We start from the raw sequence: 13,687 nt of genomic DNA, 5'->3' as shown, positions 1-13,687 counted from the left end.
TAATTCATATTAAAACAATACGCTTAATTAGTAAAAATTTGAAAAACGTTAGGAGATAAAAATGAGAGAAAAAATACACTCCATAGATAAAAATATAATAGATTTTATTTATTATAAACTAAAAAATCCTATTTTGGATAAAGTTATGCCTTTTATTACTCATCTGGGCGATGGAGGGTTAATTTGGATTATAATATCAGCCCTATTAATAGTTAAACCCAAATATAGAAATTTAGGTGTGTTATGTTTAATGTCTTTAGCATTAAGCGTTTTATTAACTGAAGGTATAATAAAAAATATAGTTGAGAGAGTAAGACCTATAATTAGATATCCAAGAGAAAATCCTTTAGTTACAATACCTAAATCATACTCTTTTCCATCAGGACATACATCATCATCTTTTGCTATAGCAACTGTACTTTTTATAACATTTCCATATTTAAAGCTAGCATCACTTTTATTGGCTTTTATGATAGGGTTTTCAAGAATATATCTATATGTACATTATCCAACAGATGTTTTTGTTGGAATGATAATTGGAATTTTAAGTGCAGTTATAGTTCTTATAACCTATAAAAATATTTTAATATATTAATTTAAAGTCACTGGCTAAATAATAATCAGTGGCTTTTTATAATATGAAAATTTAAAATTTAATTGAAAATAAAAATATATTGCAAAAATAAAAAATTCAGGAGACTGTGTATTAAGAACAAATTTCAAAATAGTAAATAATATATAATAAAAGGAATATTTTAAATATCTAATCTATCTGATTAGTGAATAGATGATATTTTTTCTTGTTTTGTAAGAATTTTAAATATATACATTATTAGAGTTAATAGAAATATTAAAGAGTACAGGGGGAGGTGAGGGATATGTTAGATTTAGATATTGACTATGAAAAATTTAACAATGCTATTTATAATAGAAAATCTATAAGAATTTATGAGGATTTAAAATTAGATTATGAGGATGAAAAATTTATTTTATATTTGGAGAATTATATAAATAGTTTAAGTTGTGGAATAAAGGTAGAAGTGGTTTTTGAGAAAAATAGAAATAGAGATATTTGTAATGATATAATTGGAGCATATGGGAAAATTAAAAATTGTAACGGGTATTTTACATTAATAGGAGATAAACATAAAAATTTCATAGAAGATTATATAGGGTATTTAGGTGAATATATAATTTTAAATTGCACTTCAAAAGGTATAGGAACTTGCTGGATTAGCGGTAATTTTAAAAGAACTAGTGTAGTTGAAAATTGTAGTATAAAAAAAAGTGAAAATATATATTCAATAATTTTATTTGGATATGAGAATAAAAAAGAAAATACAAGTAAAAGAGAAAGAAATTCTCTAGAAACTTTAATAATAAATAAAAAATTAAGTGAAATAAAATCAAGACAAGTTCTTGATGCAATAAATGCAGCAAGACTAGCGCCATCATTATTAAATAGACAACCTTGGAGATTCGAAATATTAGAAAATGGTATAAAGATTAAAAGGGATAGAGATATTGTGAAATCTAAAAAACTTATAAGAGGAAAAAGAATGGATATAGGAACAGCTATTTTTCATATTATAGTTTCTTTAGGGGTTAATAATATAGAACCTAAAATTATATTGTCCGAATGTGAAGATGTCATAGCTGTAATAAATTTTAAAATATAATAAACAATATATAAAAAAAGCTGCCTTATGAAATGGCAGCTTAGGTTTTTTGATTATGGCAGAATTTTAAAATTGTGTGAATCATATAAAGTAATCTAATAAAAATGGCGAAATATAAAATATTAAGAAGTTTTAAAAATGAGGGAGTAAGTAGATGTGAGAAATCAAAAGAAGTATATTAAAATAATTGCTTTACTTTTCATTATGTTTTTAACTAGGTGTTTAACATATCTAAATTTATATAATATATGTGGAGATTCTAATGCAACTTTAAAAACTTTTCACATAAAAACAATTCAATATATATCTTATGTAATATTACTTTTTATAATATATTTATATTGTTGTCATGAAAATAATATAAATAAAAAGAATACATATAAAAACAATAAGCTTTTAATAATACTTTCAACTGTAAGGTTTGCGTTATTTTCAATAATATATCTTATTTTAAGTAAATTTTATACAAAATATCTAAATCTAAATATATACGTTAGTACTATTATAATTTTTTTTATCATTTCAAGAAATGTTCATATAAGAAAAAAAAACAAACTGCTTTCTAAGAAGTTAGATTTAATTTATAAAAAAGACAATTTAACTAATATATATAATTTTAATGTTTTTGAAAAAATAATTTTTTCATGGAATAAGCCTTACACTATATTTTTTATAAATGTAAAAAAATTAAAAGATATAAATGATGTTTATGGACATGGAGTAGGAAATGAGATTTTAATACAGGTTGCTAATTCATTAAAAAAATTAAATACATATGAAAATGTAAAAAAAGCGTATTGTAGGTATAATAGTGATAAATTTTTATATGCTATTGATACAACAGACAGTAATTATATAAAAAATGTGTTAGATGAATTATGTTTGAATAAAAGTGTTTGTTGTAATGATGAAAAAATTGAGTTAATTTTTGAATTAAATGTAGGATATGCAATAAATGAAGATGAAGATTTTGAGACTATAATAAATAATAGCGAACTAGCTATGTATTATGGAAAAGAAAATAAACTAAATAATCCTGTAGAGTATTCGCAAGAGTTAAAGGAAAAATACTCCAATATTAAAGATTTAGAAAAAGATTTAGATAATGCTATAGAAAATGGTGAAATTGCAGTTGTATTTCAACCCAAAATCTGTGCTATAACAGAAAATGTTAAAGGATTTGAAGCTTTAGCTAGATGGAATCATAAACATAAAGGATTAATATTTCCTAATATATTTATAAAATTAGCTGAAGAAATCGGTAAAATACACAAAGTAGATTTATGTATTTTGAAAAAAGCCTGTGAATTTGAAAAAAAATTAGAAGGATTGAATATATATAATACCTGTTCTGTAAATTTTTCAGTAAAAACATTACAAGAAGAAGACATAGTTAATATAGTAAATGATATCATAATAGAGACCGGTGTAAAAAAAGAAAATATAATAATAGAAATATTAGAAAATATAGATTTAAATCATAACAAATTGGTATTAGATAATATTAATCAATTAAAAAAATTAGGGTTCAAAATTTCAATAGATGATTTTGGAACAGAATATTCATCATTAAATAGAATAGCACAAGTTCCATTTAATGAATTAAAAATTCCCAAAGACTTTATAGATATAATATATAGTGACCGTCAATTAAAAGTATTAGAGTCTGTAATATTTATGGCAAAGCTTTTAAAAACAGATACAGTAATTGAAGGGGTAGAGACTGAGTATCAATACAAATTGTTTAAAGATTTAGGATTTAATTTAATACAAGGATATTATTTTTCAAAACCATTAAAAGAAGATGAATATATACAATGGATAAGAAACTATATGAGGAGATAGTATGAAATTTCGAAGGTTAAAAGTTTTCTTTATAAGTTTTCTTTTAGTAATATTTTTAAAAAAAATTAATGTAATAGCTATGGAAAATGTAGAAAATTTTATTGATCAAATTGGAAAAACAAACAATTATGATGTTGCTAAAATGATTGATTATTGTGAAAAAATGTTAGATGAAAAATCTACAAAAAAAAATGATAAGCTTCAAGCAAAGATTTATTTTAGTCTTGTTTATTTAAATAGATTAGAATTAAATTATGATGATGCATTAAAATATGTTGATATTGCAAAATATTATTTAATACAAGAAAAATATTATGAAGAATTAGTAGATTTATATGGTATGGCCTCTAATATGACTTCAGCAAAAGAAGAATTTAAAATGTCTAGTTATTATGCTTATGAATCTTTAGAAGTATTAAATAAAATACAATTAAAAGATAAAAGGGAGAAATATAAAGAAGATAGGGTAGCTGTAAATTATCTTATGGCTACGCTAATACAACAATTAAACGCGCCAGAACATGCTAAAGAATATTATAATGTAGGACAAGAATTAGAAAAGGAAAACAAAATAGATAGGTATGACATATATACAAGTTTAGCCTTTTATAATTATTATAATAAAAATTTTCAAGAAGCTGAAAAGTACTTCGCTAAAGCTTATGATAAATACCTAGAATTAAAAAATGAATATGATGTTGATTTTAGAAATCAACTATTACTAAATTTAGTATATTCCCAAATAGAATTAAAAAAATTTGATGAAGCAGAAAAAAATTTAAAGATTATAGAAAATAGTCTGAATGATTCTATAGATTTAATTGAGGTAGGAAAAATAAACAACGCTTATGGAAATTTATATTATAATAAAAGTGATTATGACAAAGCATTAAATTATTATTATAAGGCTTATAATAACTTGAAAGAAAAATCTGTTTTAAAAATGTCAAAAGATATAGTAAATAGACTTATAAAAATATATGAAATTAAAGGGGAAAAAGAACAAGAGCTTTATTGGCGTCGTAATGGTGAACTTTTAGATGAAAATAGTAATGATAATGAAAATGGTATTGTAATTGAAATTATAGAAAAAATTCATAAGGATAAATATAGAGAAATAAATAATAATAAAAAATTTATATATAATTTACAGGTAGGGTTAATATTTTTTATATTAACTACAATAATACTAATACTCACATTATTAATATCTGTACTATATAGTAGAAATAAAAAAAGGGAAAAGGTAAATTTAATTTTAAAAGAAAAGATAAACAAAGATCCTTTAACGGGAGCTTATAATAGAGAATATTTTAATAATATAGTAAGTATTTATGATGAAAATAAAAAACAATGTATTATAGCTATTTTAGATATAGATGATTACAAAAAAATAAATGATTCCTATGGACATTTATTTGGAGATTACATTTTAATTGAATTGGTGAAGGTTATAAAAAAAATATTAAACAAAAAAGATATTTTAGTGAGATATGGTGGAGAAGAGTTTTTAATAATAGTAGAAAAGAAAAATTTAATGGATATAAGTCCATTAGAAAAAATAAGAAAAGAAATAGAAGAATATAGCTGGAAAGAAAATGTTGAGATAACAGTTACAATAGGGGCTGCTAAATATGATGGAAAAAAAAGTGTCACGGATACAATATTACTAGCTGATGAATTGTTATATAAAGGGAAAAATAGTGGAAAAAATGTAGTTATATATGAAAAATAATTATATTAGTATAATTTCTTATAAAAAACAAAAGTTATTAATAAAAGAATTTATAGGAGGGTAAAAAAATGAAAATAAAAAAAGTTTTATTATTTACTATGATGATGTTATTAATAACAGTTCCAGTAAGCGGAAAAGTTCCTAAAACTATTTTAATAGGTGAAGTACAGGAAGTTAAACAAGAAGGAAGTTATACAAGATTATTAGTTGAAGGATATCTGAAGGGCTGTGAAGTCTATAAAGAAACAGTAGTAGTTATAGTAAGCGAAGATACAAAAATATTAAAACCATGTGAAAAAGAACTAAATAAAATTGTCTTTGATAAAGGTGATACTGTATACGTTGAGTTAAGCCCAGCTATGACTAAGTCAATTCCACCACAATCAAGCGCCATGAAAATTCAATTAACAAAGAAGTAATTTAATAAATACATAGGTAAATCACTATTAAGCGTTATATGTTATAAGTGCTGATAGTGATTTCTTTATCTATATTGTATAATTAGTAATATATTAGCTGATAGTTGGTGGTGATTTTATTGAAAAAAATATTAATTATAAATTCTAGCTATAGAAAAAAGAATACTTTTACTGTTCTACAAAATATTAAAAAAATATTATCTAATCATGGGTATGATATTGAAGTTATAAATTTAAAAGATTACAAAGTTTCACCATGTTATGGATGTGAATATTGTATTTACAAAAATAAATGTAATATAGATGATGATATGGAATTTTTAATGAAAAAATTAGAAGAGTGTGATGGGATTGTTATAGGAACACCAGTTTATATCAACAATATGAGTGGAAATTTAAAAACATTTTTAGATAGGACTTGTAGGTGGTTTCATAGACCTGTACTTGAAGGTAAGCCAGTAATTTTAGTAGCTACAACAGCAGGCTCAGGACTAAAAAATACCTTTAGATCATTAGAGGAAGGTTTAGTTCAATGGGGTGTTGATATAGTTAGTGAAGTAGGGAGAACCATATCGAATTTAGATAAAGAAATTGAAAAAAAAGAAATTTTACCATTTATAAAACATTTAAATACTGATGGGATGTCATACAGTATTACTATGAAACAAATAACAACTTATCAAGTTCAAAGAGCGTTAGCTAATAATATTTTTGAAGTTGATAAAAATTATTGGAAAGAAAAATGTTGGATAGATAAAATATATTATAGGCCTAAAAAAGTAGGGGTAATTGGTAAAGTTACAGGTAGTCTACTATTTAATATATTAGTGAAAAATATAAAACCAGTAGATAAAAAGTTATAAAATTCAATAAAAAAGTATTTAACAAGAGGTGTAATATGGAATTTTTAGACAATGATTATTATAGAAAAAAATTTAGCAATATTAAAGAAAGTAAATTTCTTATTGAAAAAAACTTTGAACAATGTGAGTTTCTAAATTGTGATTTTTTACAAGGAGACTTTTCATGTTCAACTTTTGAAGATTGTATATTTAAGGAATGTAATTTAGCATTAATAAATGTGGATGATACAAAATTTAGAAATGTAACATTTGAGGGATGTAAAATAGTGGGTATAAACTTTACTAAATGTGACAATTTCATATTAGATGTAAAATTTTTTGAAAGTTTAATAAATAGTTGTAATTTTTCTAGACTTTCATTAAAAAAGACTTCTTTTAAGGGAAGTATAATTAAAGAATGCGATTTTATAGAGGTAAATTTACAAGAGTGTGATTTTACATATACAACTTTAACTAAATCTGTTTTTTTAGATTGTAATTTATCAAAAGCAGATTTTTCATATGCTAAAGAATATGATATTAATCCACAGGCAAATAAATTAAAAAAAGCAATATTTACAGTTCCTGATGCAGCTATGCTATTAAAATATTTTGATATAGTAATAAAATAGAAAGACATAGTATTTATAATTTAAATAGAGGATAAGTAACTATAGAAATAAGAAATAAGGAATTTAAAAGAAAAATATTGAATGTTTTAAACATTAGGAATATAATTAGACTTGTATTGAGGCTCATTGGTCAAGCGGTTAAGACACCACCCTCTCACGGTGGTAACAGGGGTTCGATTCCCCTATGGGTCACCATTAAATATCTCAAAGTTATTAATATTTAATTAGCAAAAATAAGGTTATGTATAGAACGAAAAGTATACATGGCCTTATTTTTGTTATAATAGAAAATGAGAAATATGTAATTGAAAAAAATAATTTAAATAAGGAGATTAAAATGCCTAAGAAAACAAGTAAAAACAATGATTTGTTAAATAGTGTAAGAGATACTACTTCACCAAAAGTATATGACTTATTATTAAAGTTAGTTAATAATGGAGATGATGATCTTGCTAATATAGTTTTAAAAATTGATTATTTAATAGAATATGCAAGTAATTGTGTTAAAGCTAGGGATTATCTCAATGGTAGAGAAGCATTAGAGGGAGCAAAATGTAGAATTAAAATTTTAAAAGAGAAGAATGTAGATACAGATTATCTAGAATACTTATTTGAAGGTATAAATAAAAAATGTAAATAAATAGTACGCTAAGAGTATAGAATGCAATTGTATTTATATATTCTTAGTGTTTTTTATTAAATTGAAATTTTATAGAGAAGCAAGCTCTAATTTAAATTTATTCAATAATCTTAAAATTTAATTTGGAATCCTATAGTTTATTTTAATATATCAGGAAACTGTAGATAACATTATCTACAATATATATAATTATATATAACAAATAAAATAGCTATTATAAAAATTTATGAGATATACAAAAATTAATAATATAAAAATGGTATGAGAAGGAAGATTTTATGAATTTAGAAGAATTAATATACAAAGCAGAAGACATTATGAATAAAAATTTTGTAAAAGTTTTTAGCCATGATACTGTAAAATATGCAACAGAAGCAATGATTAAAAATAATTTAGATGAAGTAATAATTATAAATGAATTAGATAGATTAGAGGGGATTTTTACAAGAAATGATTTAGCTAAAGTTGAAAATATTAATTCAAAATATCCTGAAATTAATATTTTCGAAGATTCAATTATAAACCATGGGATTAAAAATGTTTTTACAGTTTCTCCCCATGATTTTGCAAGAGATGTCAGAGATATGATGATTAAAAAGAATATTGGTAGAGTTCCAGTTGTAAAAAAGGGGAAGGTTATAGGGGTTCTCACTAGTAATAATTTAAGAGATAGTTTTTACATAAAAATTGATGAAATGTTTAGTTTGCAAAATAATATACTTAATAATATACATGAAGCTATATGTATTTGTGATGTGGATGGAAAGGTAATATATTGGAATAAAAGTGCGGAGAAATTATATAAGTTAAAAGCTTGTGATATTGTTGGAGAAAATGTGAAAAAACATTTTAACAATCCAATAATACCGAAAGTTTTGAAGGAAGGAAAGCCATTAGAAAATATTCATCATGAGCCAATGACTGGAAAATCAGTTATATTAAGCGTAATACCTATATTTAATCAAAAAAATGATATGATAGCGGTAGTTTCTACAGATAGAGATATTACAGAGGTCGTATGTTTGTCTGAAAAATTAGAAAATGCTAATGCACAAGTAGAGGCTTTAAGTAAAGCGTATAGCAAAGAATTTTCTAATAATTATACATTTTTAAATATAGTAGGGAAAAGTAAAAAAATAATAGAGGCAATTTCTTTAGCTCAGAAAGTAGCGCCAACATCAACTTCAGTATTAATTACAGGAGAAAGTGGTACTGGAAAAGAAGTTTTTGCACGATCAATACATGAAGCCAGTGGGAGAAAAGGCGAATTTGTAGCAGTGAACTGTAGTGCGATACCAGAAAATTTATTAGAAAGTGAGCTTTTTGGATATGTAGAAGGTGCTTTTACAGGAGCAACTAAAAAGGGAAAAATGGGTATGTTTGAATTTGCTAATAATGGTACATTATTTTTAGATGAAATAGGGGACATGCCTATAGGTATGCAAAGTAAATTATTAAGAGTTTTACAAGATGGTGTTGTAAATAGATTAGGAAGCGAAAAATTTATTAATACGAACACTAGGATAATAGCAGCAACTAATAAAGATTTAAATAAGGCTATAAAAGAAAAATCTTTTAGATGTGATTTGTTTTATAGATTAGCAATAGTTCAAATAGAACTTCCACCGTTAAGAGAAAGAAGAGGGGATATAAAGAACTTTATAGATTTATTTATTAAAAAAATATCTCAAAAAGAAAAAATAGATATTGTTTCTGTTGATGAAGAAATATATGAAATTTTATCTAGTTATAAATGGGAAGGAAATATAAGAGAGTTAAAAAATGTAGTTCAGAGGATGGTAGTATTATCAACTGATAAAAAAATTAGTATAAAAAATATACCACATTATATTTTAGAATATAATAAATCACAAATAATGGGATTAAATAATGCCATTATTGATAAGTATGATTTGGAAAAAAGAGTAAAACAGTTAGAAAGTAATTTAATAAAAGAAGTTATGAATATATGTAATGGAAATAAAGTAAAAGCAGCAGAAATGCTTAAAATAAAAAGAAGTACTTTATATTATAAATTAAATCAAATAAATTAAAAATATTCAAGTTAATTAATTATACTAATAATGTCAGAAAAATGACAGATATGTCAAAAATAAGTCACCTTCAATAAAGGAAGATAAATCAATAGGTTCTCATAAAAAAACAATAAAATTATAAATTTAAGTGTCAAAAAAATGACATATTTAAAATAAGAACAAGATAGCCACTGTGAATATTATTTTATTCACAGTGGCTATTTCAATGGTATTTGTTATTTGTTTTACAAATAATACAAAAGTTGGCATATAAATTGCTAAATATAACTATGACTACATATATTGACGAGGTTTACATAAAAAATATTGAAATGTGTGAGGTAAAAAAATGGACAATATAGTTAAAATACCATTAAAAATGCATATAGGTGCTAATTGTGAGCCAATAGTTAAGGTTGGAGAAAAAGTAAAAAGAGGTCAGTGCATAGGAGAACCTAATAAGGGACTAGGTGCTAAGATACATGCTAGTATTTCAGGTGAAGTAAAAGAAATCACTGAAAATGAAATAAAAATATTGAAAGATGATAGTCAAACTAATGACTATGTACCGATAAAAGAGTGTACTACAGTTAAAGAATATATTTTTGAAGCTGGAATTGTTGGTTCAGGTGGAGCTGGTTTTCCCACTCATGTGAAATTAAATGTTGAAATTCCAGATGGCTGTATAATAGCTAACTGTGTTGAGTGTGAACCATTATTAAAACATAATATAAAAGTTTTAGAAGAAAATCCCATGGATGTTATTAAAGGTATTAAATATGCTATGGAAGTCACAAAAGCACCAAAAGCTTATATAGGAATTAAAGGTAAGAATGAAAAGGCTATTGAAAAAATAAAAAAAGCAATAGCAAATGAAGAAAATATAGAAGTTAAAGAGCTTAAGGATATATATCCAGCAGGAGAAGAAAGAGCGTTAATACACGAAGTATTAGGTGTTTGGCTAGAACCTACACAACTTCCAGTGGAGGCTGATGTTGTGGTTTTAAATGCTGAAACTCTTGTAAATATAAAAAGAGCAGTGGAAGATAGAAAACCTGTTATAGATAAAGATATTACAGTTGCAGGAAAACTAAAAGATTTAGAAGAAAAAGTATTTTTACAAGTGCCAATAGGAACGAAAATAAGTTCTTTAATAGATGAATGTGGGGGCATTGATGGAGAATATGGAGAAATCGTTATAGGTGGACCATATACAGGAAAAGCAGGGGAGCTTAATAATTCAATTGTAACAAAAACTTCAGGTGGAGCAATAGTTACTATGACGTTTCCAGAGTATAAAGGTAATGTAGGTTTATTAGTATGTGCTTGTGGTGCCAATGAAGAAAGACTTAGAGATATTGCAAGTAAAATGAAGGCTAATGTGGTTTCTGTAATGGATTGCAAAAATATAGTCAAAATAAAAGGTGCTAACAAATGCAAAACACCAGGAGATTGCCCAGGCCAAGCAGCTGTTGTAATGAAATTTAAAAAAGATGGAGCAGAAAGAATAATAATAGCCAATTGTAGTGATTGTTCTAATACTGTTATGAATTCTGCACCTAAATTAGGATTAGCTGTGTATCATCATACAGACCATGTATTTAGAACAGTTAATCATAAATTAACTAGAAGATTGAAAATAGATTAGGAGGAATTTATTATGTCAATGACTAAAAAGCATGCAGAAGCTTTGAAAAATGAAGTTGCTGTAGTTTGTTGTAGAACAGAAGCTGGAACTATAATTTCAGCAGATAATTTAGAAGATCCAGATATATTCCCAGATATGGTTGACTCAGGACTTTTAAACATTCCAAGTGATTGTTTAAAGGTTGGAGAAGTTATTGGTGCAAAACTTTTAAAAACAATAGATTCATTAACACCATTAACTAAAGATGTATTAGAAGGTGTTAAAGAATTAGAAGGTAATAATGACAAGACTAAAAAAGAAGAATTTAAAATAGATGAAGATGCAAAAGCTGTTTTAAAGATAAATAAAAAATGTGGTGAAATTATAAATGAAAGCGATTTAGAAAATCCTATGTATTTTGAACAATTAGAGGATTCACTACTTGTTAATTTAGGCGAGAGAGTTTTAACAGTAAAAGAAGTTTTAGGAAAAGTGTTATCTGTAGATACTGTAGCATTAACTCCTATAACAGCAGAGTTATTAGAAGGATATAAAGAAGTTGTAAAAGAAAATCAGGGAATAACATCTTGTATAAATGGTGGAATTTTAAAAATTAAAATTGAAGAGGGAAAAGGAATAGATATAGAAGTACCTTTAAATTCATTTCCTATGACAGTTGAAGATAAAAAAGAAAATTTAATAAAAAAAGTTTCTGGAGCTGTTGAGAATAAATCATTAAAAAAAGAAGAGACTGCGAAAAATGAAATTCTTTTAGAACCTAAAAAAGTTAGAAATTTAACTAAAAAACATTTTAAAATAGATAAAGTTGAGTTTGGACCAGAAACAAAAATAGAAGGAACAACATTATACATAAGAGAAGATATTTGTAATCAAGCTCAAAATGAAAGTGAGTTAGTAAAATCTATAAAAATAGACATAATAACACCGGATAAATATCATACTTACTCTGAAACTATAATGGATGTTCAGCCAATAGCTACTAAAGAAGGTGAGTCTAAAGTAGGTACAGGTGTAACTAAAGTACTTGATGGTGTAATAGTTATGGTTACTGGAACTGATGAGGATGGAGTTCAAATAGGAGAATTTGGTTCATCAGAAGGTATATTAGATGAAAATATTATGTGGAATAGACCAGGTGCTCCAGATAAAGGTGATATATTTATAAAATCAGAAGTTGTTATAGCTAGAGGAACAAACATGGAAAGACCAGGACCATTAGCTGCTCATAAAGCAACGGATTTTATAACACAGGAAATAAGAACTGCGCTTAAAGAATTAGATGAAAGTTTAGTTGTTTCAACAGAAGAGTTAGTTCAATATAGAAGACCAGGAAAGAAAAAAGTTATTTTAGTTAAAGAAATAATGGGACAAGGAGCTATGCATGATAACTTAATATTACCTCAAGAGCCAGTAGGTGTTTTAGGGGGGAAACCTAACGTTGACCTTGGTAATGTACCGGTTATGTTATCACCACTTGAAGTTTTAGACGGTGGTATACATGCTTTAACTTGTATAGGACCAGCATCTAAAGAATGTTCAAGACATTATTGGAGAGAGCCATTAGTAATTGAAGCTATGAATGATGAGAATATAGATTTAGCAGGAGTTATATTTGTAGGTTCACCACAAATAAATGCTGAAAAGTTCTATGTTTCAGAAAGACTTGGGATGATGGTTGAAGCTATGGATGTTGATGGCGCTATAGTTACAACAGAAGGATTTGGAAATAATCATATAGATTTTGCTTCTCATATTGAGCAAATTGGAATGAGAGATGTTCCATGTGTGGGAATGTCATTCTGTGCAGTTCAAGGAGCATTAGTTGTTGGAAACAAATACATGAAGTATATGGTAGATAATAATAAATCAGAAGCAGGAATTGAAAATGAAGTTTTAGGATGCAATACTTTATGTAAAGAAGATGCAATAAGGGCATTAGAAATGGTTAAATCAGCTATGGCGGGGAAAGATGTAAAAGCAGCTGAAAGAAAATGGAACTCAAATGTAAAAGAAAATAATTTGGAAGAAATAGAAAAAATATATAGCAAAAACATAGTTAGAGTAGAAAATGAAACAGCTATTCCTATGAGTCAAAAAAGATTAGAAAAATATTCAACAAAGTAATTAAATTCTATTTAGGCATAATCAAATAAATAATAGACCAAATATGCTTTGAATCTTTGGTTTCTTATTTCTTTTCATATGCCTTAT

General features: G+C 25.5%; 11 protein-coding genes and 1 tRNA gene. All 12 read left to right on the top strand.

Going from position 1 to position 13,687, the window contains the following annotated elements:
• The first annotated feature begins 61 nt into the window (after positions 1-61).
• The 12 genes from ACYUE0_RS04230 (at position 62) to prdA (ending at position 13,600) form a co-directional block, all read left to right on the top strand.
• The gene (locus ACYUE0_RS04230; protein ID WP_061995979.1) at positions 62-595 is read left to right on the top strand and encodes a phosphatase PAP2 family protein; all 534 of its coding nucleotides are present in this window, start codon (positions 62-64) and stop codon (positions 593-595) included.
• A gap of 283 nt (positions 596-878) precedes the next feature.
• Positions 879-1,679, top strand: a complete 801-nt coding sequence (locus tag ACYUE0_RS04225; RefSeq protein ID WP_061995980.1) for a nitroreductase family protein — start codon at positions 879-881, stop codon at positions 1,677-1,679.
• Between the two features lie 156 nt (positions 1,680-1,835).
• A complete protein-coding gene (locus ACYUE0_RS04220; protein WP_460269599.1) occupies positions 1,836-3,524 on the top strand; it encodes an EAL domain-containing protein in 1,689 nt (562 codons plus the stop codon).
• A gap of 1 nt (position 3,525) precedes the next feature.
• Entirely contained in the window at positions 3,526-5,259 is a 1,734-nt protein-coding gene (locus tag ACYUE0_RS04215) for a diguanylate cyclase (RefSeq protein ID WP_460269598.1), read from the top strand.
• A 68-nt stretch (positions 5,260-5,327) separates the two neighbouring features.
• Positions 5,328-5,678 (top strand): hypothetical protein, encoded by a 351-nt coding sequence (locus tag ACYUE0_RS04210; protein ID WP_061995983.1) that lies wholly within the window; start codon positions 5,328-5,330, stop codon positions 5,676-5,678.
• A gap of 119 nt (positions 5,679-5,797) precedes the next feature.
• The gene (locus ACYUE0_RS04205; RefSeq protein ID WP_460269597.1) at positions 5,798-6,541 is read left to right on the top strand and encodes a flavodoxin family protein; all 744 of its coding nucleotides are present in this window, start codon (positions 5,798-5,800) and stop codon (positions 6,539-6,541) included.
• Between the two features lie 35 nt (positions 6,542-6,576).
• Positions 6,577-7,152: a pentapeptide repeat-containing protein gene (locus ACYUE0_RS04200; protein ID WP_460269596.1), complete on the top strand. Its 576-nt coding sequence runs from the start codon at positions 6,577-6,579 to the stop codon at positions 7,150-7,152.
• 120 nt (positions 7,153-7,272) lie between these two features.
• Positions 7,273-7,347: transfer RNA gene (locus ACYUE0_RS04195), tRNA-Glu, on the top strand.
• Between the two features lie 142 nt (positions 7,348-7,489).
• Complete coding sequence (locus ACYUE0_RS04190; protein ID WP_460269595.1) at positions 7,490-7,792, top strand: hypothetical protein; 303 nt, start codon at positions 7,490-7,492, stop codon at positions 7,790-7,792.
• 278 nt (positions 7,793-8,070) lie between these two features.
• On the top strand, positions 8,071-9,846 hold the full coding sequence (locus tag ACYUE0_RS04185) for a sigma 54-interacting transcriptional regulator (RefSeq protein ID WP_460269594.1): 1,776 nt from the start codon (positions 8,071-8,073) through the stop codon (positions 9,844-9,846).
• Between the two features lie 331 nt (positions 9,847-10,177).
• Positions 10,178-11,476: a proline reductase-associated electron transfer protein PrdC gene (gene prdC / locus ACYUE0_RS04180; RefSeq protein WP_460269593.1), complete on the top strand. Its 1,299-nt coding sequence runs from the start codon at positions 10,178-10,180 to the stop codon at positions 11,474-11,476.
• Positions 11,477-11,488: 12 nt separating this feature from the next.
• Entirely contained in the window at positions 11,489-13,600 is a 2,112-nt protein-coding gene (gene prdA / locus ACYUE0_RS04175) for a D-proline reductase (dithiol) proprotein PrdA (RefSeq protein ID WP_460269592.1), read from the top strand.
• The last annotated feature ends 87 nt before the right edge of the window (positions 13,601-13,687 follow it).

Source organism: Clostridium sp. CTA-19 (genome assembly GCF_054767855.1).
This window is presented reverse-complemented; position numbering and strand designations above follow the sequence as displayed.

Excerpts from the sequence above, each read along its gene's own strand:
- ACYUE0_RS04210 (WP_061995983.1), top strand. The coding sequence starts at position 5,328 with ATGAAAATAAAAAAAGTTTTATTATTTACTATGATGATGTTATTAATA.
- ACYUE0_RS04230 (WP_061995979.1), top strand. The coding sequence starts at position 62 with ATGAGAGAAAAAATACACTCCATAGATAAAAATATAATAGATTTTATT.
- prdA (WP_460269592.1), top strand. The coding sequence starts at position 11,489 with ATGTCAATGACTAAAAAGCATGCAGAAGCTTTGAAAAATGAAGTTGCT.
- ACYUE0_RS04225 (WP_061995980.1), top strand. The coding sequence starts at position 879 with ATGTTAGATTTAGATATTGACTATGAAAAATTTAACAATGCTATTTAT.
- ACYUE0_RS04190 (WP_460269595.1), top strand. The coding sequence starts at position 7,490 with ATGCCTAAGAAAACAAGTAAAAACAATGATTTGTTAAATAGTGTAAGA.
- ACYUE0_RS04185 (WP_460269594.1), top strand. The coding sequence starts at position 8,071 with ATGAATTTAGAAGAATTAATATACAAAGCAGAAGACATTATGAATAAA.
- prdC (WP_460269593.1), top strand. The coding sequence starts at position 10,178 with ATGGACAATATAGTTAAAATACCATTAAAAATGCATATAGGTGCTAAT.
- ACYUE0_RS04200 (WP_460269596.1), top strand. The coding sequence starts at position 6,577 with ATGGAATTTTTAGACAATGATTATTATAGAAAAAAATTTAGCAATATT.
- ACYUE0_RS04215 (WP_460269598.1), top strand. The coding sequence starts at position 3,526 with ATGAAATTTCGAAGGTTAAAAGTTTTCTTTATAAGTTTTCTTTTAGTA.